Below are 25,983 nucleotides of genomic sequence, written 5' to 3' on the forward strand. Positions count from 1 at the left end.
CCACATGGACCTTCCCGTCATCACCGAGGCGCCGCCGCAGCTCGACTGGTGGCTGCTCGCGCCGCTGGTCACGGTGTTCGCCGCCGGTGTTCTGGGAGTGCTGTTCGAGGCGTTCGCGCCCAAGGAGCGGCGCCGCGGATTGCAGATCGGTCTGGCGGTCCTCGCGCTGCTGGCGACGTTCGTGTTGCTGGTGATCCAGGTGGGCATGCTGCCCGCCGATGATCCGGGTGTGACCGTGGCCGCCGGTGTGCTGGCGGTGGACCGGACCGTGATCTTCCTCCAGGGCACCATCACGGTGCTGGCGCTGGTCAGCCTGCTGTTGATCTCCGAGCGCAGGGACGGGCGTGACGCCTTCGCCGCGCAGGCGGCGACGGTGCCCGGCAGCGAGGAGGAGCGCGCGCACATCCTGGCGGGCTCCCAGCACACCGAGGTGTACCCGCTGGTGTTGTTCGCGGTGCTGGGCATGTTGATGTTCCCGGCCGCCAACGACTTCCTGACGATGTTCATCGCGCTGGAGGTCATGAGCCTGCCGCTGTACCTGCTGTGTGGTCTGGCCAGGCGACGTCGCCTGTTCTCCCAGGAGGCGGCGGTCAAGTACTTCCTGCTGGGCGCCTTCTCCTCCGGGTTCTTCCTGTTCGGCGCGGCCATGGTCTACGGCTACGCCGGTTCGGTGAACTTCGGTGAGATCCGTGCCGCCGTCGAGGCGGGCGGGGCCGAGATCTTCCAGGGAGGCAACGGCGAACCGCTGATGCTGATGGGGATCGGTCTGGTGGCGATCGGCCTGCTGTTCAAGGTCGGCGCCGTGCCCTTCCACAACTGGAAGCCGGACGTGTACCAGGGCGCTCCGACCCCGATCACGGCCCTGATGGCCTCGTGCACCCTGGTCGCCGCCTTCGGCGCGCTGCTGCGGGTGTTCTTCGTTCCCTTCGGAGGTTCGGCGGAGAGCTGGCAGCCGATGCTGTGGGTGGTGGCCGTCCTGACGATGGTCGTCGCGGCCGTCATCGCGGTCACCCAGCGCGACGTCAAGCGTCTGCTGGCCTACTCGTCGGTGGTGCACGCCGGGTTCATCCTCACCGCGGTGGTGGCCAACAGCACGGACGGACTCGCCGGCGCGATGTTCTACCTGGCGGCCTACGGTTTCACCACCCTGGGCGCGTTCGCCGTGGTGACGCTGGTGCGCACCAAGGACGGCGGGCAGGAGCTGGGGGACCTGGACCGGTGGGCGGGGCTGGGGCGTCGCTCCCCGGCGCTGGCCGGCGCGCTGACCCTGTTCCTGTTGGCCTTCGCCGGTATCCCGCTGACCAGCGGGTTCATCGGCAAGTTCGCGGTGTTCGAGGCGGCCGTGGCGGCCGGGGCCACCCCCCTGGTGGTCGTGGGCGTGCTGAGCAGCGCGGTGACCGCGTTCTTCTACGTGCGGATCATCGTGGTGATGTTCTTCCGGGACCCGGAGGAAGAGGGGCCCACGGTGGTGCGCGCGGGCGCGGCCACGGGCGGGGTCATCACCATCGGGGTCGCGGCGACGTTGCTGCTCGGCCTGTACCCGGGGCCGGTCCTCGACAACCTGCTGCCCTCGTCGGAGAGCGGTGGGGAGCCGGTCGCGGTGATGGTCGACCAGGCGTCGACGGAGACGAGTTCGGAGTAACCGGGCGTATGGTCTGACCTGGGGTTCGACCCCCGAAGTCACAGTAGGAGGACGTGGCTTTGGTTGTTCGTTTCGGGTCGGATACCGTGGCAAGTCGGATCATGTTCGTGTGCTGGGCGCGGCGGTGACCTCTCCACCGGAGGTCACCGCGGTGCCCGCCCAACAGGTGGAGCATTACGGTGAGCGGTGCTGTCCCGAGCGGGTTCTTGGCTCTGCCGAGTGTCGATACGGACCTCGCCCGGGAGATCCAGGAGAGCCTGGAGAAGGTCGAGGAACTGCTGAGGGAGTCGGTCGCGTCGAGCGACCCCCTGTTGACCGAGGCCGCTTCCCACCTGTTGGAGGCCGGAGGCAAACGCTTCCGGGCGACCCTCGTGCTGCTGGCGGCCCACTTCGGTGACCCGACGATGCCCGAGCTCATCCCGGCCGCGGCCGTGGTGGAGCTCACGCACGTGGCCACGCTCTACCACGACGACGTGATGGACGAGGCCGAGTTGCGCAGGGGCGAGCCGAGCGCCAACCAGCGCTGGGGCAACAGCGTCGCCATCCTGACCGGTGACTACGTGTTCGCCCGCGCCTCGGAGATGCTCGCCGATCTCGGCACCGAGGCGGTGCGGTTGCAGGCGACGACGTTCGGGCGTCTGGTGCAGGGGCAGATCCTGGAGACCTCGGGCCCGCGCGAAGGCGTCGACCCGGTGGACCACTACCTGAAGGTGATCAGCGACAAGACCGCCTCCCTGATCGCCTCCTCCGCCGAGTTCGGCGGCATGTTCGGCAAGGTCGACCCCGAGACGATCGGGACGGTCACGCGGGCGTGCGACGCGCTGGGAATGGCCTTCCAGTTGGCCGACGACCTGCTGGACGTGGCCAGCGAGAGCACCGACTCGGGCAAGACCCCGGGAACCGATCTGCGCGAGGGCGTGCTGACACTGCCGATGTTCTACGCGCTGCGCTCGAAGAACCCCGAGGACGAGCGGCTCAAGTCGCTGTTGGGCCGCCCGTTGGAGGAGAGCGAGGCCGAGGAGGCGCTGGCACTGCTACGGGTGCACCCGGCGATGGCCGAGGCCGAGGCCACCCTCCAGGGGTGGGCGGACAAGGCCCGAACCGAACTGGAGACCCTGCCCGCGAGCCCCGCGCGCCAGGCGTTCGAGCTTCTGTGCGACTACGTGGTGGAACGCTCGGGCTGATCCGTGCTCTCTCGGCCCCCGCCGTCCCCTGGGACGCCGGGGGCCTCGTCGTCCCAGGGGACGCTCCTCGGGCCTCAGAGAGGGACGCCCAGCCTTCGGCGACCCCGGCCTTCGCCGCCGAACGGTTCTCCAGGAAATCCAGGATCTTGAGAAGCATCCCGTTTTCCTATCAGAGCCGGGGACGTTCCCTTGTGTCCTTCGGGCATCGAAACGAAGAACGAACCGGGCCGGAGCGGTCCGCACGCGGACGGCGCCGTCCCGAGGGGACGGCGCCGTCGTCGTCGGTGGGCTCAGGAGACCAGGGGCAGGGCCTCGGAGCCGGGCAGGTCCATGAAGGTGGGGTGCTGGGTCATGCCCCCGGGCGTCTCCTGCGGGGCGGTGCCGCCACTGATGGAGAGCACGTCACTGGTGTCCAGGTCGTTGAGCAGGTCCGTCCCTCGACCGAGCTCGGCCACCAGGTCCTCGGCGGTCCGCGTGTCGATCCCCTCGGCGACCAACGGCAGTCCGGCGTCGGCGAGCTGCGGCCTGAGGGCCGCGGCCGTGTCGTCGACCAGGGGCAGACCCGTACCGGAGAGGCGGGGCAGACGGGGGTCGGCCAGGGGACCCTCCACGTTGATCGGCCGTGTCGTGGAGGCGCTCTGGGCGACGGTGACGGGCCCGGTCAGGTCCAGGGCGTCACCGCCGACCACGGAGGTCAGGGTCGAGGCGTCGGGCAGCGGGGCCGACTGGCCGATCCGGGGCAGCTCCAGGTCCTGAGGCAGGCCGTAGACCGACTCCACGGTGTGCGGCAGCACCTCCATGGCGGTGTCCTCCACGCGCGTGCCCGCGCGCTCGCCCATGTCCTCCACGGCGGCGCCCGCGCGCTGACCGCCCTCCTCCAGCGACCTTCCGATGTCGTGGCCGACGGTGTCGTGGGGGTCGCCGTCCAGACCGGTGGCGTCCTGGAGTTCGGAGACGGTCCCGGCCAGGGCGGGGGTGGGGTTGGGCAGCTCACCGAGCGGGGTGCGCAGCGCCTCGCCCTCGGGCAGCGGAGCGGCCAGGTCGGGGGCGGGCTTGGCGGGGTCGTGCGCGGTCTGCTGTAGTTCCGACAGGGCGCTGTCCGCGATGGGCGCGACACCCTCGGGGGTGAGACTGTTCATGGCGGGGGCCACGCCCTCCACCAGGGCGTACTTCGCGACGGGCCCGACCGTCTGCTGGACGGAGGAGGAGAGCGACTCGGCGCCCGCCACCCCGGAACCGAGGGCGACGAAGCCCGCGGCGCCGGCGGCGAGGAGGGCGGTCCTGACGGAGATGCTCGTGGCGTGTGTCATGGGTTTCCTTCCGGAGTTCATGGGTTGAACGGTGCGTACGGGGAGGCCGTGCGCGTGGAGCGCGGGCGGCCCGAGCCGGGATGGACCACCGGCCGGCGTGGATTCCGTGAACGAGGACACGGGACCCACGTCAGCCCCCAGAAGGCGCGGCGTCTCGGGCCGGGGCTGGGAACGGTCCGTGCGCGGGCGGCGCGGACCGGCCTAGTCGGGGGAGACGGTGAGGTCGTCGCTGGGACCGCTCGGCACGGGGTACAGACCGTGGGCGGCCGACAGGACGGCTCCGGCGGAAGGCACGGTGAACGGAGCCGGTGTGAGATAGCCGGCGACGGCGGCCACGGGAGCCGACCCCGCGGAGGGCGAGGCCGAACCCGTGATCGTCTGCATCGCCGCAGGAGTGGGCGTCTGCGCCGTAGGAGCGGAAGAGGGGGCGCTCCTGCCCGCGGCGTCCGCGAAGTCCTCGACGAGGACGGTCGCGAACACGGTCGGGGACGCGTGGTCGAGAGAGGGCCCGTGCGCGGCCTCGGGCTCGGCGCCGTCCTCAGAGGGACGGGTGTCGGCTCCGGTCTCCCGACTCCCACGGGTGGGAGGAGAGGGGGCCGTGTTCGCCTCGGACGGCGCCGGGGCGAGGAGGTCCTCGGCGGCACCGTGTTCGAGTTCCCGCACCACTCGACGGACGCTCCCGCCCACCCCGTCGACCGTCGACGAGGCCTCGGGCAGTACCGCGACGGCACTCTCGGCGCCCTGCTCCAGGTGTTGGTGGACACCGCTCAAAGTGGCGGAGACCGGCGCGACGACCTCGTGGGCGAGGACCTCCTCCAGAGAGGCCGAGCCCTCCCGTCCGAGGGCGACGGAGACCGGGGCCTCCTCGGCGCGCGGCTCACCGACGAGGGGGCCGCGGAGCAGGGCACCGGTACCGAGCGGGTCCCGGTCCGACACGACCTCCGCGGCGGAGGCGGAGACGGCGCCGAGCGTCCACAGACCGACGAGGAAGGCACCGACCAGCAGCGGAAGGAGCACAACGGAGGGCACCGGAGACCGCACGGCCGCGACGGCGCGGGCCGTTCGGCTGGTGCGAGACATGGAAGTGCCCTCCGGGTGCGTGGTCCGATCTGAGCCGGATCTCGCCCGACTCGCGACCTGACGTTAGCACAAAGTCACAGAGGGTAGTTTCGGTTTTCCGGAAAGAGGGAACTCCTGCTCACTCCGTGGCCTGTGTCCGGACCGGGGTCGACTCCCCGTCCTTTCGGAAGGTCCGCGCACCGGACCGGAAGCGGGAACGGGCGCTGCGCACCTGGTCCAGGGCGAACAGGCACAGGGCCAGCCACACCAGGCCGAAGCCCAGCCAGCGGGCCGGCGGCATCTCCTCCCCCTGGATGAGCCAGCCGATGAAGAACATCATGACCGGAGTGATGTATTGCAGCATGCCGATGACGCTCAAGGGGACCTGACGGGCCGCCATGCCGAACAGCAGCAGGGGCAGGACGGTCACGAAGCCCCCGCCGGCCAGCAGGGCGGTGTGGCCGGGCGAGACCGAGAAGGCGGTGCCGACGCCGGTGGCCTCCAGGTGGACCACGAAGCCCAACGCGGGCAGGAACATCACCAGCGTCTCGACGGTCAGGCTCTGCGTGCCGTCCAGGTCGACGTACTTCTTCACCGCGCCGTAGGCGGCGAAGGAGGAGGCCATGAGCAGGGACAGCCAGGGGGTCGCACCGTAGGCCAGGCTCATCACCAGGACGGCCGTGACGCCGAGGCCGACCGCCGCCCACTGTGCCGCCCGCAGTCGCTCGGAGAAGAGCAGGACACCGAGGCACACCGACATCAGCGGGTTGATGAAGTAGGCGAGCGAGGCCTGGAGCGTCTGCTCGATGGAGACCGCGTAGATGAACCCCCACCAGTTGAGGGAGATCAGGACCGCCGCCGCGGCGACCGGCAGCAACCGCCGGGGGCTGCGCAGGACCTGCGGGAGCCAGGCCCAGGACCTGCGGCAGAGCAGGAGGATGACGCCCATGGCCAACAGGGACCACACCATGCGGTGGGCGAGGACCTCGTGGGGTTCGGAAGCGGAGAGGAAGGGCCAGTACAAGGCCGCGACGCCCCAGAGGAAGAAGGCGAGGGCCCCGAGAGCGACGCCACGGTTGGATTCCGGCACATCGGCAATCATAGGACGAATTTCCTGGTGTGTCCCTTCTCGTTCGGTCGGATCCTCGGAGAACGGCCACGGGGAGGTACTCCCGTCGCGGATACCCTGGAGACATGTTCGGGAGAAAGACGACCATGGTCGAGCAGGCCCGCGCCCTTCCGGGCCGGGAGACTCCGATGGAGGTGCCCTTCGGGCACACCGTGCTGGGAACCAGCCTCACCCCGCCCTACCCCGAGGGCAGCCGGATCGCCGACGTGGCGATGGGCTGCTTCTGGGGACCGGAGCGGGTGTTCTGGAACCTGGGCGCGGAGCGGGGGATCATCACGACCGCGGTGGGCTACGCGGGCGGCTACACGCCCAACCCCACCTATGAGGAGGTGTGCTCGGGCCTGACCGGCCACACCGAGACGGTACGCGTGGTGTTCGACCCCGAACGCATCTCCTACGAGGAGATCCTCAAGATCTTCTGGGAGGGTCACGACCCGACCCAGGGTATGCGCCAGGGCAACGACATCGGCAGCCAGTACCGATCGGCGATCTTCTACCACGACGACGCCCAGCGGGCCGCCGCCGAGGCCACCCGCGACGCCTTCCAACCGGTGCTGACCCGCGCGGGATACGGGCCGATCACCACCGAGATCGCGCCCCTGGAGAAGTTCTACTTCGCCGAGGACTACCACCAGCAGTACCTGTCCGACGCCAAGAACCCCAACGGGTACTGCGGCATGGGCGGGACCGGCGTCAGCTGCCCGGTCGGGGTGGCGCGCGCCGAGTGACCCACCGGCCCGCCAGGGGCGGAGTACGTGCGAGTACGCCCGCGCACGCTCGAATGGTGGCTGAGTGATGGCTCAGCCACCATTCGATGATGGTTGGGGCACCAACGGTCGACAGCAACGCCGTGGGCATCGCTCAGCACTCCTGCTCCGGTGTGACCGTCATCCCCGTGCCCCTTCGTCGTTCTTCATCGGCAAGTGGATAGCACAAGCCTCTTCAAGCCATGAACAGCGCCGGTCTGATCTTCCCGATGGTTTCAAGGTATTGCTGCTCATGGGGGCGTAGACCTCAAGGGTCGAGGCCAGGTGCGGGGCCGCCAGTTGTACAGGGAAGAGTTCCAGGATCTCCGACACCTGGCGTCCATCCACCGACATGCCTTCTCCGGCTGCGTCGGAGGAGGCACGGTCGGTCTCCGCCTCTGCGGGTGCCTGACACAGTTGCCCTTGTTCGGACAGCGGTTGAGGCTCTGTTGTGGTGTTCGAGCAGTTCAGCGGTCCAGGGTTCCATCCAGAAGCCGGCCTTGGGCGATATTAGAGCACCAAAAAATTCCAGAACGTGAATATTCGAATTATTCCTCGACGCCGGTGCTCTGTACGCGTAGATTGCGGTGCACAACCCCCTACCGCGGAGGTACAACCGTGGACATGGTCCAGATCGCCGGTGACTGCAAGGGCGACGACTGCCCCAAGGTGTTCACCACCGACAGGAACTCGATCCTCGTCCAGGGCGACCTGGTCACGAGCATCAGCAGCCCCGACGGAGAGGCCGTCGTGGAGATTCCCCGAGCAGTGTGGGAGGAGGCCGCCCGTGCGCTTGGAAGGTGACGCCTGGCGCGAGTTCTTCGACGCCTTCAGCGACTACGCGTTCCGGCTGGAGACCCTGCCGGTCTACGGAGTCGCCTCCGAGGACGAGGAATTCAGACGCTTTCTGGCCGGCGAGCCACGACCGGACGAGGAGTTGGCAGACTCCCCCTGGCTGCATCGAGTCCGGAGGTTCACGGCCTCCGGACGCCGTGTGGAACGCGTTCACGTGGTGACACCGCCGCTGTCGGACTACCTGCGCTACGAGATGGAGTGGGGATACGACTTCAACATCGTGGCGGGTGAGGATGTGCGGATCATCGAGACGGAGGCGCCTTCGGAGCTGCCGTTTCCCGCGCACGAGGACTTCTGGCTCTTCGATGACACGCATGTGGTCCTCATGCGGTACGAGGACGACGGAACGCAGATCGACCGCATCCTCCTCGAAGACGCGGATGTCTCGGACTACATCTCCCGCAAGGACGCCGCTCTTCGCCTGGGGACTCCCTACGAGCATTACAGGGCACGACTGAACACCTAGTGCTGGAACCAGAGAACATCGACGGGCGCCGCGGAGAACTGTCCAAGGCGCTTCGTCGCGTGCGTAAGAGGGCCGGATTCACTGGTGAGCGTCTCGCTTCCAGCGTCGGGATGAGCCAGAGCAAGATCTCGAAGATCGAGACCGGCAAACTGGTTCCCTCTTCGGTCGATGTCGAACGCATCCTCCGTGTAGTCCAGGCGAATCCGCAGGAAATAGAAGAGATCTCTGCTTTGGCGCGAGTCGCCAACACGGAGTACCAGAACTGGCGTGCTTCGTTGCGCCGAGGCCTGCACCACAAACAAGCGGAACTTGCCACCCTCGAAGCGACCTCTTCGACCTTTCGCTACTTCCTCCCGGCCATGATCACGGGGCTGCTCCAGACGCCGGAGTACGCCAGAGCGAGTCTGGCCAGCCTGCCCGGGGACCACACGCGTGCCCTGATGAAGCGGTTCGAACGCCAGTCCATTCTGTATGACACGAGCAAGGAATTCACCTTTCTCCTGACCGAGCAGGCGCTCAGATGGCCCCTCTGCCGTTCGGGAGAGATGTCGGTCCAGCTCGAACGGATCGCTGCACTTTCGGAGCTGCCCAACGTCAGGATCGGTGTGATCCCGCTGGACCGGACCACGGTGCCCGAGGGCCCGCTGTCCACGTTCACCGTCTACGACCAGGCCCTGGCCACGGTCGAGACGTTCACCGGGGCGCTGCTCATCCGCTCCGCCCAGGACGTTGCCCTCTATGTCGAGACCTTCCATCTGTTCGAAGAGAGCGCCCTCTTCGGTGCGCAGGCGCGGGATTTCGTGCGTCAGGCAGCAGAATCATTTCGCGATTAACTTTTCACCATTGAAGCCACTCCTTGGTGGCTCGGCCCCCATGCCTGATGAATAATTTTATTCCATAACGGGAAACCCATGGTCTCCCCATTGGGGTGTGTATATGATCTGGATCAGCTCGCGGCCATTGGTGAGGGAAAACCTGATCGTTATAAGCACGGTCGAAACAGGTGCTCCCCGTATCTGGGAAGGAAGCCGGAACCCCGTTCCTGCCTTCCGCCGCGAACACACGACCGAGAAATGAGGGACATGATCGAGATCGTCAGGCAGAGCGCCCGTGCCCTCCTGTTCGACGGTGAGAGGCGACTGGTGCTCATCAAACGCACCAAACCGGGACAGGAACCCTACTGGGTCACGGTGGGAGGCGGATTGGAGCCGGAAGACACCGAACCCCGGGGCGTGTCCAGACAGAGCTGGGATAGTGGCTGCCAATCAGCCCACTTTGAAAGGCTCCCATGCTGCTCTGTGATCACCCCGGATGGAAGACGACCGCACACGGGCGCATCCGCACGGTGCGAACCGCCACGAGTGCCTGGCACGTCAATGCGGACCCGAGCCTCGCCATCACCCGCCACGGGGAGGGCACCGATCCGGCTCCTCGCGTGGATGTGTACGACCCGAAGACCCTGGGTGAGAACGTGCCTGCTGCCCTTCGCGCAGTCCTCGACAGGCAAGGGCCGGTGCGGCGGTTGCGTAACCCGGACCTGTGGGACGCCCTGGCCACGGGCATCATCCGGCAAGTCATCCGCGCCGACCAGGCCCGGTTGATGTACCACCGCTTCTGTGACGCCCACGGCACACCGACCCTCGCCGGCCCCCGGGCCTTCCCCCGAGCCGAAACCGTACTCGCCCTACACGAGGACGACTTCGCGACGCTGGGCATGGCGTTCAAGCGCCGCCCCCTGCTCGCCGCTGCGGAGGCGTTCCTCGCCCTGGGAACGAAATGGTCCGAACTGCCGCCCCAAGACCTGGTGGTCGAAGTCCAATCCGTGCCCCGCATCGGCCCGTGGACGGCGGGAGCCGCCGCCGCCGACATCACTGGCGACTTCTCCCTCTACCCCTACGGCGACATGGCGGTGCGCAAGTACGCCACTCAGGCCGCCCCGGGCCTCGACTGGCCCAACGACGAACCGACCTTCGCCCGCTGGTGGCGCTCCTTCGCCACCACACCCGCAGAACGCTCCACCCTGACCGTGCTCACCCTCGCCCTGGGAGGACCCAGTGGACAGGACCAACCCCCCTCATGAGCTGATCAGCGGCCACAACCCCGCCCGCAGCCTCGACCTGCTGCTCGTCAACGCACCCCTGCGCGACTACGCGCTACGGCCTCGGGTCAACGACTTCACGTTGCCGGTGCTGGGCATGGGCTACATCGCCACCTACGCCGCCCAGCGCGGCGGGTTCAATGTCGGGGTCCTGGACGCCGAAGCGCTCGGGTTACCGGTCACCGGCGTCGTCCAGGCGGTGAACACTGCTCGCCCCCGGTGGGTCGGGTTCAACCTTTTGGCCCCCACCTACGAGATCTCCGCGACGATCGCCGCCGCCCTGGACCCGCACATCAAGGTCATGCTTGGCGGGCACCAGGCCAAGGCGATGCCGACCGAGATCCTCACCGACCCACGCATGGCCCGCTGTGAGGCACTGGTCATCGGCGAGGGCGAGACCCGCACCGTCGAACTCCTCCACGACCACCGCTCCCGGGGCGACCTGCCCGGGGTGATGTGGCTCGACCCGATCCTGCGCGCCCCCGTGAGCGGAGGCCGCCCCGGGCGGAACCACCACCTGGCTCCCGACATCAACGCCCTCCCCTTCGTCGACCGGACCTTCCTCACCCAGGACCCGCACTTCGAGGCGGGTCGGTGGGAAGCCAACATGGTCGGCGCGAGGGGGTGCCCCTACGACTGCTCCTTCTGCGGTGCCGCCGTCTCCGCGAACCCGGACGTGACCATCCGCGTCCGCTCGGCCGAGAACGTCGTCGCCGAGATGGAGCACCTGCGCGCCACACTCGACGTGACGGCGTTCCGGTTCGTCGATGACCTCTTCCTCGGGGCTCGGCGCGTCATCAACCACATGATGGACGGGTTCACCAACCACCACGTGGGGGAGTGGGCGGTGTGGGACGCCACCGGACGCATCAACGTGCTCGCCCGCGAGAACGACGACGCTCTGGACCGGCTCGTGGCCAACGGTCTGCGCGAGGTCGCGTTGGGGATCGAATCCGGGTCAGAGCGGATGCTGGCCTACATCGACAAGCGCATCACCCAGGACATGATCCGCTCCACCGTCACCCGGCTCGCCAACCGCGGCATCCACGTGAAGGGCTACTTCATCCTCGGCTTCCCCGGCGAAACCCGCGCCGAGATGAGACAGACCGTGAACCTGGTGCGCGAGCTGTGGGACCTGACCGAGAACGCACCCGGCCGCTTCCGCTCCTCGGTGTTCGAGTTTCGCCCCTACCCCGGCACCCCGGAATGGACCCGGCTCATGGACACCGGCCGCTTCGCCCCCGCCCAGCTCCTGGACTACGCCGCCGTCGATCTCACCGAGCAGGGTGTGGACGAGGCCATGCGGGGACGGGACGAGTTCAACTTCTCCTCCAACATCCAGTTCGGCGAAGCCACGGTGGACGAGGTCCGCGCCGCCCTTGTCGAGCTGTCCCACGGCGAGCACGAGCGAAGGACGGTGGCGGCGTGACCACAGGGTTGTTTGTGGCCTTCGACGGGCCCGGAGGCGCCGGGAAGTCCACCACTGTCGCCGCGCTGGCCGAGCGGCTGAGCGCCGAGAGACTGCCGGTGACGGCGACTACCGAACCCTCCCGGGAAGCGATCGGGCAACTCGCCCGCGTCAGCACCCACACCTTCTCCGGGCTGACGCTGGCCTGCCTGGTCACCGCAGACCGCTACCATCACCTGCACACCCTCATCCGCCCCGCTCTGGCCCGAGGCGAACTCGTGCTGTGTGACCGCTACACTGCGTCCTCGCTCGTCCTCCAGGCCGGACTGGACGAGGTACCCGAAGCGTTCGTGCGCGAGCTCAACCGATTCGCGGAACCACCCGACCTCCAGGTGGTCCTCACCGCTTCGGCCGAGGAGCTGCGCACTCGGCTCGCGGCGCGCGGATCACACGGCCGGTTCGAGGACGATCCGGCCAGCGCCGCACAGGAAGTCTCTCTGTACGAGAGGGTCACCGCTCAGCTCACGAGGGAAGGGCACGTCGTGGAAGCGGTGGACACCTCGCCGGGAGTGGAGCAGGTGGTATCGCACCTGGCCGACCTCATCAGGGCGCTATGGTCACAGGGCCGAGCAGCTGCCTGAGAGGACCCCCGGTGTCGTCCTACACCAGTGTCGTCGACGTCCACGTCATCCTTCACCGAGACGGTGAGATCGCGCTGCTGGAGAGGCAGAACACCGGGTACTGCGACGGGATGCTGCACATGCCCTCCGGACACCTGGAGGAGGGCGAGCCCGCCGACGAGGCGGCGGCCCGGGAGGCGAGGGAGGAGGTCGGGGTCCTCATCGACCCCGGCCACCTCACCCTGGGTGCCGTGATCCACCACCAGCAGGAACCCGGACACGCGCGCATGGGCCTGTTCTTCGTGGCCACACAGTGGGAGGGAGAGCCCCACAACGCCGAACCCGAGGAGGCGGGCAAACTCGTGTGGACCGATCCTCGGGTCTTGCCGTCGAACACGATTCCCTACCCGGCAGAGGGCGTGCGGGCCTGGCTCGAAGGAAACCAGTTCGTGCCGCACGGCTGGTGAGGCCGTCAGGAGGCTGCGGCGCGTACAAGGGTGTCGTAGGTGTCAGTGGTGCGCTCCAGGGGAACGTCGAGCCCGCGCGCCCACGTGTCCAGTTCGGCCTGGACGGCCAAGCCGTTGCGGTCGTCATCGACCACCAACTCCAGTTCGATGAACGCGCCCACGCCCTCGACCACGTCCACGCACACCCCGACCGGCCCCGCGGTGCCGGTTCGGCGGTGCTTGACGATCCGCACCGTGGGTTCGAACCCCATAGCCATCACGGCACCGTGCATCTGCTCCCGGTCGGTGACGACGGTCTCGTGCTCGGCGCACTCCATGGAGTTGGCCAGCGGGGTCTTCGTCGTGAAGACGTGTACGCCGCTGCTCAGGGTTCGTAGCCGGGCGAAGGTGTGGCCGACTTTACCCAGTTCGGGTCTCCAGCCCGCAGGGGCATAGGCCTGGTCGTCTTGGAGGGCGGGGTCTTCCAGGTCAACCCCTGCGTTCTTGAGCGCCAAGAGAAGGGCTTCGAGATCCTGTACCCAGTACTTCGTTTCGATCTCGCGCATCAGTAGGCCCCCGGATCACACCGTCGTTGTTGCCCTCCGAAGGCTACCGGTGTCACGCATCCAACGGGTTGCTTTCATGAATCCGTCACTGTCCGAAAGCGGTCTTTGGTCCTGGTGGCGGGTCGCACCTCCGGGGTAACCTGTGCCAGCTGAACATGACCGGCCCCGCCCAACGAGTCTGGGCGGGGCCGGTTCGTGCTCTGCTATTAGGCTATTAGCCGCGAACTGCCGCGAGCAGGGCCGTCCACTCAGCAGCCGGGGCCGCCAGGTGGCCCCGGCCGCGGTTCTGGGTGTCCCGAACCAGGGTCTGTTTGCCTTCGGCGACCTCGACGCAGTTCTGCGCGCCCGCACTGTAACTGGACTTGTGCCAGCTCTGCTCAACCTGCATATTCCTTGATCATCTCCTTGAGGAAGGCCACGGACGCGGTTGGCGTCCGGGCGTTCGCCTGCAATCTACTGAACAACACCCCGAACTGCCGAACCTCTGTCGGCACATCTGTGGTCTGTCCGCGATAGATGGACTCTACGTGTACCAACTCTGGCGCTGAGGGAGAGGCCAGCAGGGAGAAAGGGCCATCCAGACCTGCGTGTGGCAGCTGCCCCCACGCGTGCATCTGGAGCATGATGCGCCCCGACTCCGCCAACTGCACCAGGGCGTCGATCTGGGCTTTCATGACCGCATTCGGCCCGATCGGTCGTCGCACCACCACATCATCCAAGACCACGTGGTACTGCGAGCCGTCCTTGCGTAGGACATCCTTGGACCGCTCGGTTCGCATACGGGTTCGCTTTCGGATCTCGGCTTCGCTCAGCCAGGGAGCGCCTGAGTGGAAAACGGCTGTTGTGTAGGGCTCGGCCTGAAGCACTCCGGGGACCAGGCTGTTGTGGTACTCACGAATCACCGCCGCCTCTGCTTGTAGCTCATGGAGCTGTCCTAGCCAGTCGACGTGCTCAGGCTCGTACAGCTCGCTGTACAGACGTGCCAGGCGCCCGTCCGCCTTGAGGAAGCCGTCAACACCGTCTACTTCTGATTCGTTGAGCCTTCTGCGGCCGTTTTCAATGTGGGACACGTGTCCCTTGCTGCACCTCAGGTACCCGGCTAGAGCCGTTTGCGTTTTCCCTGCCCTCTTGCGTGACCTGACCAAGGCTTGGCCAAAGCGCACGTCTGAGACATTTCGGTCATCCGTCTCTTCCATGGCGTTTATTCAACCAGGGGGGTTGCTTTATGTCTACGGAAAGTTGTCATAAGTTGCTTCGAGGTATTCAGTAGTGGTCATGTCACGCGGCGCACTTTAAAGAGTGGCCGCTCGGTGGAATCTTATGATCATCGAGCGAGGTGCTGGGTTGGAGCTAGGCCGTAGACGTGGGGGTTTCCGAATGCCTCAGTCTTCAAGGAGCCAACAGCAACACCCCGGCAACCCTCTCTGAAGAGGTAAGTGGCCCTTTGCTCAGCGGCAACTACTGCAACAAAAAACGCCCCGGTGCCGGTTCGTGGCGGCTCCAGGGCGTGACGCCCCACCTGACCTGAAATGACCTGAGGTGAGACATGCAGCAGCATACCGATCCCTCCGTCTACGGAACCACACAACACAGGATTAAGACATCCCAGTATTCCCGGAACGCTCGCCGTAACTCCCACACGACGCACGGCCTCCACACCCGAACCCTTCAGATACGAGGCGACGCCAGGCCGATGCCCACCACCGTGGGAGGCAACTGATGCTTGCCCTCTCACATGACCAGACCCTCCTTTGGAAGGGTCGGACCAGCTTCCCCGGGGTTGTGGAGGCCGTTGGCGATGCTCGCGCATGGGTGACCGCACGGCTCATCGACCAGGGCATAGAACCGCCCGAAAGTCTCACCCTCGTGCTCTCCGAGCTGGCGACCAACGCCATCGCCCATACCCGTAGCGGAACCGCTGGCGGACAGTTCGCGGTCAGGACCCTCATCTACAGCGACCACATCCGCGTCGAGGTCCGGGACGGCGGTCCCTTCGAGAACACGCACCCCCTCCACCCCTCCGTCCCCGAGCTTCTGGCCGAGCACGGACGCGGCTTGGTCCTAGTCGACGCGCTCGCCTGCTCGTGGGGACGCCTGACGAATGGCCGCGGTGTCTTCGCGGAGGTGCTCCGATGACGCGGTCCTGTACACCAGCACCTCCATGAGCCGGTGCGGCGATGACGTGCCCCCACCCCCTCGTGGGAGGTTTCCGCGCCGCACCACACCCGGGCCCTGGCTCTTGACTCGGTCAGGGCCCCGGCCCCACACCACAGCGCCGCTCCTGCCGGAAGATCAGGACGGCCTTCCCCGGTGGGACGCCACCGGGCACCGGGGCCACCGGGCTGGATGAAAGAAGGGACCGGTGGCCCCTCACCAACAAAGAATCCCCGCGAGCGAAGGGAGAAGAAGGCGTGACGGCCTTGCTGTGCGGGTACTGTGGCAAACCACGCGAGGCAGGAGTACCAACCTACCGGTGCACCTGCATCCCCGCCGAGGTGTGGCGGTCTCCGGACCTGGCCCAGGCTGTACGCACTCTGAACCTGGCCCAGGTCATCCGGTGCCTGCGCCGACACCCCGCGACCCGACACCTGTCCCAGTTCAGGGGCTTTTTGAGTTGTCAGCCTCGACAAAGCGGTTCGGGTCAGGGAAAACCGGATCTACGACTGGAGTGAAAGGCCCCGCCCAACAAGTTCTCGGCATCACCACCCACCGTACTAAGGGCGAGTGCTCGTGTGCCGACGGACCGCCGCCGGAACCCATCGAATCAGGTAGCTGTCATCTTCAAGTCATCCCAGGTCACCGGTCTTTCGGTACCGTGGTCGCTGGTTGTATCCGTACTCAGGGTTGTTCGCTGCATGCTCGACGATCAATACGTTCTCACGTCGACGGACTTCGCTATCTGTGGCGGTCTCAGATTGCCACAGGATCTGTTTACGAATAGTGAAGTCCTGAAGTTCAGAAAGATCGAAATCCTGATAGAGAGACTCCTTCGAGGGGCTCCCGAAGTAGGTCAGACGGCTATCAGTCAGATCTGAGCCGACGTAGATTTTTCCGTTAGGGTAGGTGATCTTGTAGATAACTTTCATGCGACAACGGTAACAACCGAATCTGACGAATCAGCCATAGCTCCAGTGATCGGCTGGTCACCAATGGGGCGGGACCGGTCGGTCAGGGGGTTCGGCCCGCGGAGACCGAGGAGGGTCCCGGGACGGGGGAGAGGGCGCGGCGGACCGCGTGGACGACGCGGTCCCACAGGGCGCGCAGGCGTGAGCGGGTGCCGGCTCCCCTCAGGTGCGGACGGACCCGTACGGGGGCGTTCCCGAGCGCGGGAACGCGGACCCTGATCCGGTCGCCGGTGCGGGTCACGGTCATCCGGTCCCAGGACACCCGCTCGGGGAAGGAGGCCTCGTACAACAGCGCCCCGGTGACACGGGAGACCAGCAGCAGTCTCCACCCGTCGTGGACCAAGGACACCTGGGCGGGGTCGGTCGAAAAACCCGTACGCGCCTCCACCAGGTGCGCGCCGTCCTCCCGGCCCTGGTCGACGCGGACCACCTCCTGGACCGGACCGTGTCCGGTCCAGGAGCCGGCGCGCGGGGCGCCGCCGAACACCGACGATACGAACGGCATCAGATCACCCCTTAGGTTGAGTCTCCTGTGCTCAATTTACCTGATCGTGATCGTATCCAGCAAGTGTGCTGGTCATGAGGTCCCGTCCGCATGTTCGCTCCGCCGCGCCGCTCGGCCGGCACGCAGTACGCGAGGCGCCGGCCGTCTCGGCCCGTCACCCCGGAGCTGTCAGTGGCGCGTGTCACACTCGATCCCATGTTGGACCATCTCGGAATCCAGGTCGGCGACCCCGCGGCGAGCGCCGCCTTCTACGACGCGGTTCTCGCTCCCTTGGGGGCGCGACGTGTCCTCGACTTCGGCGAGAACATCGGCTACGGCAGGTCCGAACCCGACTTCTGGATCGGACCCACGACCACACCGGGCAACGCCCGCGAATGCCACATCGCCTTCACCGCACCCGACCGTGCGACGGTGGACGCCTTCTTCGCCGCCGCGGTCGAGGCGGGCGCGGAGGTGCTCCACGAGCCCAGGCTCTGGCCCGAGTACCACGAGCACTACTACGGCGCGTTCGTGCGCGATCCCGACGGCAACAACGTGGAGGCCGTCTCCCACGTCCCGGCCTGAGCACGCACGTGCGAAGGAACCCCACCGCGGGGAGAATGTCGTGTGACACGGTAGGACCGGGAGCGGAAGGAGAGGGGTCGACGTTGTACCGCCTGAGGGAGTGGGGACCGGGGGACGTCGACCGGTTGCTGGAGGCCTTCTCCGAGGCCGAGATGGCCAGGCAGTCCCCTGTGGTGCCGACCACGCCGGAGCAGGCCCGCGCGTGGATCGACCGGCGCCGTGTCCTGGCCGCGGAGGGGTCGGTGTTCGGCTTCGCGGTGGTGGAGGGGGACGGGCCGGTGCTGGGGCACGTCCAGGTGTCGGTGACCAGCAGACGCCACGACACGGGTTGGGTGTCCTACTGGACCCTGGCCGAGGCGCGGGGCAGAGGTGTGGCCACGGCCGGGACGATGCTGGCCTGCGAGTACGCCTTCGGCGGGTTGGGCTTGTTCCGGCTGGAACTGGGGCACCGCCTCGACAACCCCGGATCGTGCGTGGTGGCGCGCCGGGCCGGGTTCCGGCCGGAGGGGATCGAGCGCCGGAAGCTGCGCTACGGCGACGAGCGCTTCGACACGGGGACGCACGCCCGTTTGGCCACCGACCCGGTGGAGGGCGTCGAACTCCGGCCGTGCGCGTACTGACGCGATGAGGAGGGGCGCGGGGCCCGGCGTACGCCGCGCCCCGCGCCCCGGTGTTCGCGCGTCCGGGGACGCCTCTTAGTCGTCGATGGCGATGCCGGACGTGGCGGTGCCGAAGAGGACGTTGCAGCCACCGTGGTCGATGCCGGCGAAGGCGAGCACGTCGGCGCAGATCGGCACGGTGATGTTCTGGATGTTGGCGTTGTTGTCCGCGGCGGCGGGACCGGCCATGGCGCCGAAGGCGAGGCCGGTGGCGAGAACGAGACCGGAGATGGTGGCGAAACGCTTCATGGTGTTGTTCCTTTTCGGTTCGTGGTGTGATCGTTGTTACCGAGGAGGCCAGGTGAGCCGGGGCGAGGGGCTCGCCGTGACTTCCTAGTCGTCGATGGCGATTCCGCTGGTGGAGTCCCAGTTGACGACGTTGCAGCCGCTGGCGCTGACTCCGGAGGCCTTGAGCACGTCCAGGCAGATCGGCACGGTGACGTTCTGGATGTCGGCGTTGTTGTCCGCGGCGGCGGTGCCGGTCATGGCACCGAACGCGAGGCCGGTGGCGAGTATGAAACCGGAAACCTTGGCAATACGGGACATTCTTCTTGCCTTTCGGAAGTTCAAAACAGGAGGGCTGCAGCCGCCGGAAATAACGTAGCGTAGTTGACCACGCGCTGGGAGTACTTCCGAGGGAGGATCCCGTATTTCCCTGAACTTTTCTCGGTTCCGTCGATGACATAACGGACATGTCGCCGCTTTGGGGTGTTGTGAAGAGCGGAATCGAAAAAACGGCAAAACTACATATCCGACGAATACATCGGAAGCGGTGTGTCAGCGATATCAGGCACAAAAAGGCCCGCACGGTGTACTACGCACCGTGCGGGCCCGAGCGCGGGACTACCAGCCCTGCTGACCGTATCCCGGGTACTGCTGCCCGTAACCGGGCTGCTGGCCGTAGCCGGGCTGCTGCCCATAGCCCGGGTACTGCTGCTGGTCGTATCCCGGGTAGGGCTGCTGGCCGTAACCGTGCTGCTGCCCATAGCCCGCGTACGGGTCCTGGGGCTGTCCGCCGGTGGGGTGGTACGGCTGCTGCTGGCCCGAGGGCTCCTGGGGCTGGACCTCGGCCCTCTCCGCCGCCGCGTCCTTCTTCCCGGCGTCCGGGTCCGGACGGAAGATGAACAGACGGGCGGGCTTGTCGCCCTCGTCGCCCGGCGTGATCAGGTCCAGACGCCACCCGGCCTCCTCGATCCCCTCGAGGATGCGGGTCAGCCCGGGACGCAGCTTGCTGGAGGGCTCGTCATAGGCGTTCACCTCCAACTGGATGATGAACATCCGGCGCTTCTGCTGCGCGGCGACCTTGGCGTGCTCGACGACCGTGCTGTCCCTGACGACCTGTGTGACGCTCATGAATAACCGTTACCCATCTGCTCCACGTGGAGCTTGCCGTACCCGTCGGGCCGATACCCCGTCGTCCGCGTCCACCGTGGCGGGATTCCGCCGGGCTACGCGTCCATGATGCCTCCTGCGGTGACGTATCCGCCACAGAAGGCCTCAAGGACCATGGCGGGCGGGCGCCCTCACCGGTGGTCAGGTGGCGGCGGCGCGGACGGCCTCGACGACGGGTGTCTCTCCGTTCACCAGGTTGAGAACCTTCCCGACGGTCCCCGGTTCGTCCAGGAGGGCCACGATCACCGACGCCACGTCGTCGCGGGTCACCGAGTCACGCTGTACGTCCGAGCCCAGCTCCACCCGACCCGTGCCCGGATCATCGGTGAGCCGCCCCGGGCGCAGGATCGTCCAGTCCAGCTCCAGACTCCGCTCACGAAGATCGGCGTCGGCCGCGCGCTTGGCCTCCACGTAGGCGGCCCAGGACTCGTCGGTGCCCTCGGGAACCGGCTCGTCCACGCCGATGGCCGAGATCTGGACCAGGCGGCGCACACCCGCCAAGGAGGCGGCGTCCGCGGTCAACACGGCCGCCTTGCGGTCCACGGTCTCCTTACGGGCCGGACCGCTGCCCGGACCCGCGCCCGCCGCGAACACGACGCCGTCGGCGTTCATGAACTTCTCGGTCAGTTCGGTGACGGTGGCCTTCTCCAGGTCGATCACGACCGGTTCGGCGCCGGCCTCGGTCACGTCCTGGGAATGGTCGGGATTACGGATGAGCGCCACGGGCTCGTCACCACGGTCGGCCAACTTCCTGGCGAGCCGCAACGCGATCTTCCCGTGTCCCCCGGCGATGACAATACGCATGGGGGAAGCCTATTGCCTCACACCGCGCCAAGCCCGTCGCACTCCCGCGCGCCGGTCGTCTCCTGCCGACCGGCGCGCGGGAGGCACGAACGCGATGGCCCCTACTCGACGCTCCAGGTGTCCCCGCCGGCGAGCAGGGCCGCCAGCTCACCGTCCCCGTGCTCGGCACGGGCCTCCTGGACCTGCTCGTTGACCAGGTCGTCGTAGGTGGGACGGTGGACGTCCCGGAACACGCCGACCGGTACGTGCTCGAACGCCGGCTGGTCCAGACGCGACAGCGCGAACGCATACCCCGGGTCCTCCCGGTGGGCGTCATGCCTGATCAGCCGCTCCTCGCCGACCGAGGCCACGTCCACGACCTCCAGCCCGCCGAACTCCCCGGCGACCACGCCCCGGTCCGGACCCAGGCGCAACGGCTCCCCGTGCTCCAGACGCAACAACCGGGTGTCGCGCGCGGCCGGGTCCTTCAACGGCTCGAACGCGTCGTCGTTGAAGATCGGGCAGTTCTGGTAGATCTCCACGAACGAGGCCCCCGGGTGGTCGGCGGCCGCACGCAGCACCGAGGTGAGGTGCTTGCGGTCGGAGTCGACCGTGCGCGCCACGAACGTGGCCTCCGCGCCCAACGCCAACGACACCGGGTTGAACGGCTGGTCCAGCGAGCCCACCGGCGAGGACTTGGTGATCTTCCCGGCCTCGGAGGTGGGGGAGTACTGGCCCTTGGTCAGCCCGTAGATCCGGTTGTTGAACAACAGGACGTTGATGTTGACGTTGCGGCGCAGCGCGTGGATCAGGTGGTTGCCACCGATGGAGAGCCCGTCACCGTCACCCGTGATCACCCACACCGACAGGTCCGGGCGGCTGGTGGCCAGGCCGGTCGCGATCGCCGGGGCACGCCCGTGGATCGAGTGCATGCCGTACGTGCTCAGGTAGTAGGGGAAACGGGAGGAACAGCCGATCCCCGACACCATCACGATGTTCTCCCGGGGCACGCCCAGCTCCGGGAGGAAGGACTGGAAGGCGGCCAGGATCGCGTAGTCACCGCACCCAGGGCACCAACGCACCTCCTGGTCGGACTTGAAGTCCTTCATCTTGTAGGCGGTGTCGGTCTTGGGCACCAGGCGGAGTCCGCCCAGGCCCTGACCGTTCGCACCGGGAACGCGCCCCGTCGGGTTCTCAGTCACGGTCGATGACCTCCTGCAGCACTCCCGCGAGCTCTTCGGCCTTGAACGGCAGACCGCGGACCTTGTTGTAACCGATGACGTCGACCAGGAACCTGCCGCGCAGCAGCAGGGCCAGCTGGCCCAGATTGATCTCGGGGACCACCACGCGCTCGTAGCGGCGCAGCACGTCACCGAGGTTGGCGGGGAAGGGGTTCAGGTGCCGCAGGTGCGCCTGCGCCACCCGACCGCCCGCACGACGGACACGGCGTACGGCGGCGGCGATCGACCCGTAGGTGCCGCCCCAACCCAGTACCAGGACGTCGGCCTCCCCGCCGGGGTCGTCCACCTCCAGTTCGGGGATGTCCCGTGCGATCGCGTCGATCTTGCCCTGGCGCGTGCGCACCATCAGGTCGTGGTTGGTCGGCGTGTAGGAGATGTCGCCGCTCTCGGCGTGCTTCTCGATGCCGCCGACGCGGTGCTCCAGCCCAGGGGTGCCCGGGACCGCCCACGGGCGGGCCAGGGTCTGCTCGTCGCGCAGGTAGGGCAGGAACGTCCCGTCGGGACCGTTCGGTTCCGACGCGAAGGCGGGGTTGATCGCGGGAAGCTCGGACATCTCGGGCAGTCGCCACGGCTCCGACCCGTTGGCCAGGTACCCGTCGGAGAGCATGACCACCGGGGTGCGGTAGCGCACCGCGATGCGCACCGCCTCCAGGGCCGCGTCGAAGCAGTCCGAGGGGGAGGAGGGCGCCACCACCGGTACCGGAGACTCGCCGTTGCGCCCGTACAGGGCCATGAGCAGGTCGGTCTGCTCGGTCTTGGTCGGCATACCGGTGCTGGGTCCGGCTCGCTGCACGTCGACGATCACCAACGGCAGCTCGGTCATCACCGCCAGGCCCACCGTCTCCTGCTTGAGCACCATGCCCGGACCGGAGGTGGTGGTCACCCCCAGGGAACCGCCGAAGGACGCGCCCAGGGCGGCACCCACGCCGGAGATCTCGTCCTCCGCCTGGAACGTGCGCACACCGAACCGTTTGTGCTTGGACAACTCGTGCAGGATGTCCGACGCCGGGGTGATCGGATACGAGCCCAGGAACAGGGGCAGCCCCGACCGCTCGGATCCGGCGATCAGACCGTAGGCGGTCGCCAGGTTGCCGGTGATGTTGCGGTAGGTGCCCGAAGGGAGCCTGGCCGGCTTGATCTCGTAGGAGACCGCGAAGTCCTCGGTGGTCTCACCGAAGTTCCATCCGGCCTGGAAGGCGGTCAGGTTCGCCGCGAGGATGTCGGGCTTGTGGGCGAACTTCGACTTCAGGAACGAGGTCGTCCCCTCGGTCGGACGGTTGTACATCCAGGACAACAGGCCGAGGGCGAACATGTTCTTCGCCCGCTGCGCGTCCTTCTTGGAGATGTCGGAGTCGGCCAGCGCCTCCACGGTCATGGAGGTCAACGGGACCGCGCTGACCTTGAACCCGTCCAGGGTCCCGTCGGTGAGGGGGTCCACCGTGTACCCCACCTTGGCCAGGCTGCGCTTGGTGAACTCGTCGGTGTTGACGATCACGGTCGCGCCCCGGGGCAGATCGCCGAGGTTGGCCTTGAGGGCCGCGGGGTTCATCGCCACCAGCACGTCCGGGGCGTCCCCCGGCGTCATGATGTCGTGGTCGGCGAAGTGCAACTGGAAGCTGGACACCCCCGGAAGGGTCCCGGCCGGTGCGCGGATCTCCGCGGGGAAGTTCGGCAGGGTCGACAGGTCGTTGCCGAACGACGCCGTCTCCTGCGTGAAGCGGTCACCGGTCAGTTGCATGCCGTCGCCGGAGTCACCGGCGAAGCGGATGACGACGCGGTCGAGCTGTTCGATCTGTTTGGCCACTGAGATCGACGACCTCCTTGGTGAGCCGCCGGTCGTGACGGGCGGCGGCGCTCGTGTGTCGGCCCCGACCGGACCGCTCGGGCGCGGACCGGGTGCCTGGCTCGGGGACATGGGAACGGCATTCGTGGTCTTCGCGATCACCGGGTGCGCCAACCCGGCTCTCGCGCGCGGCCGGGCGCAGAGGGGCCCACCCTCAACGACACGGCCGTTCGCCCACCGGGCCGGGCGACAGGGATCTCCCCGGCCTGGTACGCGAAGCAACGGGAGCCACGTTCGCACTATAGGTCGTCGGACACGCGGCGACGGAGGCCGGGTGGTGATTCTCACATGTGCGATCGCACGCGTCCCGGTTCCACGGTGACGGACGGACCCCCGGGGAGTACGGGGCGTGATGTGGCCAACGGCGGGCCACATGGGGAACGCGGGACGCCGACCCGCACGTTTGTCACCATGTACGCATTCGTGATCGTGATGAGCGAGGAGGTGGCGGCGTGCACGTCAACACGGTCCGCGCGGTCGGCCTGTTCGCCGGCGTCTCGGCGCTCGTCATCGCGGTCGGTTGGCTGTTGGGCTCGGAGAAGGGCGTCCAGCTCTCCGTGGCCCTGATGGTGTGCGCCGCGGGCCTGGTCTACCTCTTCGGAGAGTCCCTGGCGCTGCGTGCGATGCGGGCCCGTCCGGTGAGCGAGATCGAAAGACCGGAGCTGTACCGGGTCGTACGTGAGCTCGCCACCGTGGCCAGGCAACCGATGCCGAGGCTGTACCTGTCGCCGGTACGGTCGCCCAACGCCTTCGCCACGGGAGGCAGTCCGCGTCGTTCCGCCCTGTGCTGCACCACGGGTCTGCTGAGCGTCCTCGACGAACGTGAACTACGCGGGGTGATCGCCCACGAACTGGCGCACATCCGTTCCCACGACACGCTCATCAGCTCGGTGGCCGTCACCCTGACCGGGCTGATCACGGCCATGTCCATGGTGGCGTTCCTGCTGCCGTTGGGAGAGTCGGAGGAGACCGACATGCCCAACCTGTTGGGCGGGCTGGTGATGGCGCTCCTGGCGCCCTTGGCGGCGTTGGTGGTGTACTGCGGCGTGGGCCGCCGTCGAGAGTTCCGCGCCGACGAGCAGGCCGCCCGGCTGACCGGCGACCCCCTGGGATTGGCCCGGGCGCTGGGCAAACTGGACGCGGGCGCCCGCCGGTACCCGTTGCCGCGGGAGCGCAGCCTGTTGGCGTCGGCGCACCTGATGAGCACCAACCCCTTCCCGAGCGGGATCGGGCGTCTCTTCGCCGCCCATCCGCCGACGGCCGAGCGTGTGCGGCGCCTGCGGCAGCTGCGCCGCGAGTGGGACCTGGGCGGATAGGGCGGCGCCCGTGAGGGGTCGTCGGGCCGTACCCGACCTTTCGTCGGAGGGGCCGGTCCACCGCATCCGTGCCGAGCGCGCGCCCCGGTGGGCGGTGCGCTCGGTCACCTCCTCAGGACGCCCCCTTCGGGGGAGGTCGTTCGGCTCGTGCGCGGGTCGACGCGGCGCCTCCGCGAGCCCCTAGCGGTAGTTGACGAACTGTAGGGCCAGGTCGAAGTCCTTCTCCTTGATGAGGGTCTGGACCGCCTGTAGGTCGTCCTTCTTCTTGGAACTGACGCGCAGCTCGTCGCCCTGGATCTGGGCCTTGACGCCCTTGGGACCCTCGTCGCGGATCAGCTTGGAGATCTTCTTGGCGTCCTCGGTGCTGATGCCCTCCTTGAGACCGATGGCGAGGCGGTACTCCTTGCCGGAGGGCTTCGGTTCGTCGGCGGGGTCCAGGATCTTCAGGGAGAGCTTGCGCCTGACGAGCCTCTCCTTGAAGACCTCCAGGGCGGCGTTGACCCGCTCCTCGGAGTTGGCCTTGATCTCGATGCCGTCCTCCCCCTGCCAGGAGATGGCGGCTCCGGTGCCCTTGAAGTCGAACCGCTGGGTCAGCTCCTTGGCGGTCTGGTTCAGGGCGTTGTCGACCTCCTGACGGTCGAGTTTGGACACGACGTCGAAACTGGATTCGGCGGCCACGTTCGCTCACACCCCGTTGGATCGCATGGGTCACGGGCGTCCGAGGACGCCCGTGTGGGTCTGGTCGGCCCGCACCGAGGCCCGGCGCGGACGGACTTCAGAGCTTAGCCGTGCCCTGCTCAGGATGGCCGAACGACGGGTCGGGGGGCACGCTCGCGCAGACGATTTCAGGTTCGGGCGGAACATCCGCTATTCTCTGTGGTGCGCGGAGACGGGCACGTCGCCGCAGACCAGGCAGGTTGCCCGAGTGGCCAATGGGAGCGGACTGTAAATCCGTCGGCTTAGCCTTCGAAGGTTCGAATCCTTCACCTGCCACACTGGGAGAAGGCCCCGGTGAACAGCGGAAAC

General features: G+C 67.6%; 29 protein-coding genes, 1 tRNA gene and 1 pseudogene. 16 read left to right on the forward strand and 15 right to left on the reverse strand.

Annotated elements, in window-relative coordinates; all coding sequences use genetic code 11:
• Positions 1–4 precede the first annotated feature (4 nt).
• Together nuoN and PFX91_RS13135 are read left to right on the forward strand one after the other, a co-directional pair.
• Complete coding sequence (gene nuoN, locus PFX91_RS13130) at positions 5–1,642, forward strand: NADH-quinone oxidoreductase subunit NuoN (protein WP_285731861.1); 1,638 nt, start codon at positions 5–7, stop codon at positions 1,640–1,642.
• A gap of 179 nt (positions 1,643–1,821) precedes the next feature.
• Complete coding sequence (locus PFX91_RS13135; RefSeq protein WP_285731790.1) at positions 1,822–2,826, forward strand: polyprenyl synthetase family protein; 1,005 nt, start codon at positions 1,822–1,824, stop codon at positions 2,824–2,826.
• A 290-nt stretch (positions 2,827–3,116) separates the two neighbouring features.
• Here the strand turns inward: PFX91_RS13135 and PFX91_RS13140 are convergent, their stop codons facing one another.
• The 3 genes from PFX91_RS13140 to rarD all read right to left on the reverse strand — a co-directional run bounded on the left by PFX91_RS13140 (position 3,117) and on the right by rarD (position 6,285).
• Entirely contained in the window at positions 3,117–4,136 is a 1,020-nt protein-coding gene (locus tag PFX91_RS13140; protein ID WP_285731791.1) for a hypothetical protein, read from the reverse strand.
• A 201-nt stretch (positions 4,137–4,337) separates the two neighbouring features.
• On the reverse strand, positions 4,338–5,216 hold the full coding sequence (locus PFX91_RS13145) for a flagellar associated protein (RefSeq protein WP_285731792.1): 879 nt from the start codon (positions 5,214–5,216) through the stop codon (positions 4,338–4,340).
• A 118-nt stretch (positions 5,217–5,334) separates the two neighbouring features.
• Positions 5,335–6,285 carry an EamA family transporter RarD gene (rarD, locus tag PFX91_RS13150; RefSeq protein WP_285731793.1) on the reverse strand — a complete coding sequence of 317 codons (951 nt, stop codon included), beginning with the start codon at positions 6,283–6,285 and terminating at the stop codon, positions 5,335–5,337.
• 104 nt (positions 6,286–6,389) lie between these two features.
• Between rarD and msrA the strand changes: the two genes are divergently transcribed.
• From msrA to PFX91_RS13195, 9 genes and pseudogenes are all read left to right on the forward strand, one after another.
• Entirely contained in the window at positions 6,390–7,052 is a 663-nt protein-coding gene (gene msrA, locus PFX91_RS13155; RefSeq protein ID WP_285731794.1) for a peptide-methionine (S)-S-oxide reductase MsrA, read from the forward strand.
• 642 nt (positions 7,053–7,694) lie between these two features.
• Positions 7,695–7,874 (forward strand): hypothetical protein, encoded by a 180-nt coding sequence (locus PFX91_RS13160; protein ID WP_285731862.1) that lies wholly within the window; start codon positions 7,695–7,697, stop codon positions 7,872–7,874.
• On the forward strand, positions 7,858–8,391 hold the full coding sequence (locus PFX91_RS13165) for a DUF6879 family protein (RefSeq protein ID WP_285731795.1): 534 nt from the start codon (positions 7,858–7,860) through the stop codon (positions 8,389–8,391). Before PFX91_RS13160 ends, PFX91_RS13165 begins: the two co-directional genes overlap by 17 nt.
• Positions 8,391–9,224, forward strand: coding sequence for a helix-turn-helix domain-containing protein (locus tag PFX91_RS13170; protein WP_285731796.1), 834 nt, complete (start codon positions 8,391–8,393; stop codon positions 9,222–9,224). Before PFX91_RS13165 ends, PFX91_RS13170 begins: the two co-directional genes overlap by 1 nt.
• Positions 9,225–9,473: 249 nt before the next feature.
• A pseudogene (locus PFX91_RS13175) lies at positions 9,474–9,611 on the forward strand (NUDIX hydrolase); the annotation flags it as partial.
• 251 nt (positions 9,612–9,862) lie between these two features.
• Positions 9,863–10,471, forward strand: a complete 609-nt coding sequence (locus PFX91_RS13180; protein WP_285731865.1) for a DNA glycosylase family protein — start codon at positions 9,863–9,865, stop codon at positions 10,469–10,471.
• Positions 10,446–11,918 carry a B12-binding domain-containing radical SAM protein gene (locus PFX91_RS13185; protein ID WP_285731797.1) on the forward strand — a complete coding sequence of 491 codons (1,473 nt, stop codon included), beginning with the start codon at positions 10,446–10,448 and terminating at the stop codon, positions 11,916–11,918. The genes PFX91_RS13180 and PFX91_RS13185 overlap by 26 nt, the downstream gene beginning before the upstream one ends.
• Positions 11,915–12,538 carry a dTMP kinase gene (tmk, locus tag PFX91_RS13190; protein ID WP_285731798.1) on the forward strand — a complete coding sequence of 208 codons (624 nt, stop codon included), beginning with the start codon at positions 11,915–11,917 and terminating at the stop codon, positions 12,536–12,538. The genes PFX91_RS13185 and tmk overlap by 4 nt, the downstream gene beginning before the upstream one ends.
• Before the next feature lie 11 nt (positions 12,539–12,549).
• The gene (locus tag PFX91_RS13195; RefSeq protein ID WP_285731799.1) at positions 12,550–12,984 is read left to right on the forward strand and encodes an NUDIX domain-containing protein; all 435 of its coding nucleotides are present in this window, start codon (positions 12,550–12,552) and stop codon (positions 12,982–12,984) included.
• Between the two features lie 5 nt (positions 12,985–12,989).
• Here PFX91_RS13195 and PFX91_RS13200 read toward each other — a convergent pair whose 3' ends face one another.
• The 3 genes from PFX91_RS13200 to PFX91_RS13210 all read right to left on the reverse strand — a co-directional run bounded on the left by PFX91_RS13200 (position 12,990) and on the right by PFX91_RS13210 (position 14,725).
• The gene (locus PFX91_RS13200; protein WP_285731800.1) at positions 12,990–13,529 is read right to left on the reverse strand and encodes a class IV adenylate cyclase; all 540 of its coding nucleotides are present in this window, start codon (positions 13,527–13,529) and stop codon (positions 12,990–12,992) included.
• A gap of 214 nt (positions 13,530–13,743) precedes the next feature.
• Positions 13,744–13,917 (reverse strand): DUF397 domain-containing protein, encoded by a 174-nt coding sequence (locus PFX91_RS13205; RefSeq protein ID WP_285731801.1) that lies wholly within the window; start codon positions 13,915–13,917, stop codon positions 13,744–13,746.
• Complete coding sequence (locus PFX91_RS13210) at positions 13,907–14,725, reverse strand: helix-turn-helix domain-containing protein (RefSeq protein ID WP_285731802.1); 819 nt, start codon at positions 14,723–14,725, stop codon at positions 13,907–13,909. Before PFX91_RS13210 ends, PFX91_RS13205 begins: the two co-directional genes overlap by 11 nt.
• A gap of 523 nt (positions 14,726–15,248) precedes the next feature.
• Between PFX91_RS13210 and PFX91_RS13215 the strand changes: the two genes are divergently transcribed.
• On the forward strand, positions 15,249–15,665 hold the full coding sequence (locus tag PFX91_RS13215; RefSeq protein ID WP_285731803.1) for an ATP-binding protein: 417 nt from the start codon (positions 15,249–15,251) through the stop codon (positions 15,663–15,665).
• Positions 15,666–16,315: 650 nt separating this feature from the next.
• On the opposite strand, the gene PFX91_RS13220 is transcribed toward PFX91_RS13215, so the two are convergent.
• Both PFX91_RS13220 and PFX91_RS13225 read right to left on the reverse strand, forming a co-directional pair.
• On the reverse strand, positions 16,316–16,615 hold the full coding sequence (locus tag PFX91_RS13220) for a GIY-YIG nuclease family protein (protein ID WP_285731804.1): 300 nt from the start codon (positions 16,613–16,615) through the stop codon (positions 16,316–16,318).
• A gap of 82 nt (positions 16,616–16,697) precedes the next feature.
• Complete coding sequence (locus PFX91_RS13225; RefSeq protein ID WP_285731805.1) at positions 16,698–17,159, reverse strand: hypothetical protein; 462 nt, start codon at positions 17,157–17,159, stop codon at positions 16,698–16,700.
• Between the two features lie 195 nt (positions 17,160–17,354).
• Here PFX91_RS13225 and PFX91_RS13230 point away from each other — a divergent pair, with 195 nt between their 5' ends.
• Positions 17,355–17,723 carry a VOC family protein gene (locus PFX91_RS13230; RefSeq protein WP_285731806.1) on the forward strand — a complete coding sequence of 123 codons (369 nt, stop codon included), beginning with the start codon at positions 17,355–17,357 and terminating at the stop codon, positions 17,721–17,723.
• An 83-nt stretch (positions 17,724–17,806) separates the two neighbouring features.
• Positions 17,807–18,343: a GNAT family N-acetyltransferase gene (locus PFX91_RS13235; protein ID WP_285731807.1), complete on the forward strand. Its 537-nt coding sequence runs from the start codon at positions 17,807–17,809 to the stop codon at positions 18,341–18,343.
• 75 nt (positions 18,344–18,418) lie between these two features.
• On the opposite strand, the gene PFX91_RS13240 is transcribed toward PFX91_RS13235, so the two are convergent.
• From PFX91_RS13240 to PFX91_RS13265, 6 genes are all read right to left on the reverse strand, one after another.
• Positions 18,419–18,631 (reverse strand): hypothetical protein, encoded by a 213-nt coding sequence (locus PFX91_RS13240; protein WP_285731808.1) that lies wholly within the window; start codon positions 18,629–18,631, stop codon positions 18,419–18,421.
• A gap of 84 nt (positions 18,632–18,715) precedes the next feature.
• Positions 18,716–18,928, reverse strand: coding sequence for a hypothetical protein (locus PFX91_RS13245; RefSeq protein ID WP_285731809.1), 213 nt, complete (start codon positions 18,926–18,928; stop codon positions 18,716–18,718).
• Between the two features lie 297 nt (positions 18,929–19,225).
• The gene (locus tag PFX91_RS13250; protein WP_285731810.1) at positions 19,226–19,735 is read right to left on the reverse strand and encodes a hypothetical protein; all 510 of its coding nucleotides are present in this window, start codon (positions 19,733–19,735) and stop codon (positions 19,226–19,228) included.
• 180 nt (positions 19,736–19,915) lie between these two features.
• Positions 19,916–20,578, reverse strand: coding sequence for an SDR family oxidoreductase (locus PFX91_RS13255; RefSeq protein WP_285731811.1), 663 nt, complete (start codon positions 20,576–20,578; stop codon positions 19,916–19,918).
• 101 nt (positions 20,579–20,679) lie between these two features.
• Entirely contained in the window at positions 20,680–21,759 is a 1,080-nt protein-coding gene (locus PFX91_RS13260) for a 2-oxoacid:ferredoxin oxidoreductase subunit beta (RefSeq protein WP_285731812.1), read from the reverse strand.
• Positions 21,752–23,602, reverse strand: a complete 1,851-nt coding sequence (locus tag PFX91_RS13265) for a 2-oxoacid:acceptor oxidoreductase subunit alpha (protein WP_285731813.1) — start codon at positions 23,600–23,602, stop codon at positions 21,752–21,754. The genes PFX91_RS13260 and PFX91_RS13265 overlap by 8 nt, the downstream gene beginning before the upstream one ends.
• A 491-nt stretch (positions 23,603–24,093) precedes the next feature.
• Between PFX91_RS13265 and PFX91_RS13270 the strand changes: the two genes are divergently transcribed.
• Entirely contained in the window at positions 24,094–24,957 is an 864-nt protein-coding gene (locus PFX91_RS13270; RefSeq protein ID WP_285731814.1) for a M48 family metalloprotease, read from the forward strand.
• Between the two features lie 180 nt (positions 24,958–25,137).
• Here PFX91_RS13270 and PFX91_RS13275 read toward each other — a convergent pair whose 3' ends face one another.
• Positions 25,138–25,635, reverse strand: coding sequence for a YajQ family cyclic di-GMP-binding protein (locus PFX91_RS13275; protein ID WP_285731815.1), 498 nt, complete (start codon positions 25,633–25,635; stop codon positions 25,138–25,140).
• A gap of 233 nt (positions 25,636–25,868) precedes the next feature.
• On the opposite strand from PFX91_RS13275, the gene PFX91_RS13280 reads away from it, so the two are divergent.
• Positions 25,869–25,950 (forward strand) — tRNA-Tyr (locus PFX91_RS13280).
• Positions 25,951–25,983 lie beyond the last annotated feature (33 nt).

The sequence above is a fragment of the Nocardiopsis sp. ATB16-24 genome, from assembly GCF_030271535.1.
Lineage (GTDB): Bacteria > Actinomycetota > Actinomycetes > Streptosporangiales > Streptosporangiaceae > Nocardiopsis.

Bases quoted from the DNA above. Each gene is read 5' to 3' on its own strand.
- nuoN (WP_285731861.1), top strand. From the start codon at position 5: ATGGACCTTCCCGTCATCACCGAGGCGCCGCCGCAGCTCGACTGGTGG.
- PFX91_RS13140 (WP_285731791.1), bottom strand. From the start codon at position 4,136: ATGACACACGCCACGAGCATCTCCGTCAGGACCGCCCTCCTCGCCGCC.
- PFX91_RS13145 (WP_285731792.1), bottom strand. From the start codon at position 5,216: ATGTCTCGCACCAGCCGAACGGCCCGCGCCGTCGCGGCCGTGCGGTCT.
- msrA (WP_285731794.1), top strand. From the start codon at position 6,390: ATGTTCGGGAGAAAGACGACCATGGTCGAGCAGGCCCGCGCCCTTCCG.
- PFX91_RS13160 (WP_285731862.1), top strand. From the start codon at position 7,695: ATGGTCCAGATCGCCGGTGACTGCAAGGGCGACGACTGCCCCAAGGTG.
- PFX91_RS13200 (WP_285731800.1), bottom strand. From the start codon at position 13,529: ATGCGCGAGATCGAAACGAAGTACTGGGTACAGGATCTCGAAGCCCTT.
- PFX91_RS13205 (WP_285731801.1), bottom strand. From the start codon at position 13,917: ATGCAGGTTGAGCAGAGCTGGCACAAGTCCAGTTACAGTGCGGGCGCG.
- PFX91_RS13210 (WP_285731802.1), bottom strand. From the start codon at position 14,725: ATGGAAGAGACGGATGACCGAAATGTCTCAGACGTGCGCTTTGGCCAA.
- PFX91_RS13215 (WP_285731803.1), top strand. From the start codon at position 15,249: ATGCTTGCCCTCTCACATGACCAGACCCTCCTTTGGAAGGGTCGGACC.
- PFX91_RS13220 (WP_285731804.1), bottom strand. From the start codon at position 16,615: ATGAAAGTTATCTACAAGATCACCTACCCTAACGGAAAAATCTACGTC.
- PFX91_RS13225 (WP_285731805.1), bottom strand. From the start codon at position 17,159: ATGCCGTTCGTATCGTCGGTGTTCGGCGGCGCCCCGCGCGCCGGCTCC.
- PFX91_RS13230 (WP_285731806.1), top strand. From the start codon at position 17,355: ATGTTGGACCATCTCGGAATCCAGGTCGGCGACCCCGCGGCGAGCGCC.
- PFX91_RS13240 (WP_285731808.1), bottom strand. From the start codon at position 18,631: ATGAAGCGTTTCGCCACCATCTCCGGTCTCGTTCTCGCCACCGGCCTC.
- PFX91_RS13245 (WP_285731809.1), bottom strand. From the start codon at position 18,928: ATGTCCCGTATTGCCAAGGTTTCCGGTTTCATACTCGCCACCGGCCTC.
- PFX91_RS13250 (WP_285731810.1), bottom strand. From the start codon at position 19,735: ATGAGCGTCACACAGGTCGTCAGGGACAGCACGGTCGTCGAGCACGCC.
- PFX91_RS13255 (WP_285731811.1), bottom strand. From the start codon at position 20,578: ATGCGTATTGTCATCGCCGGGGGACACGGGAAGATCGCGTTGCGGCTC.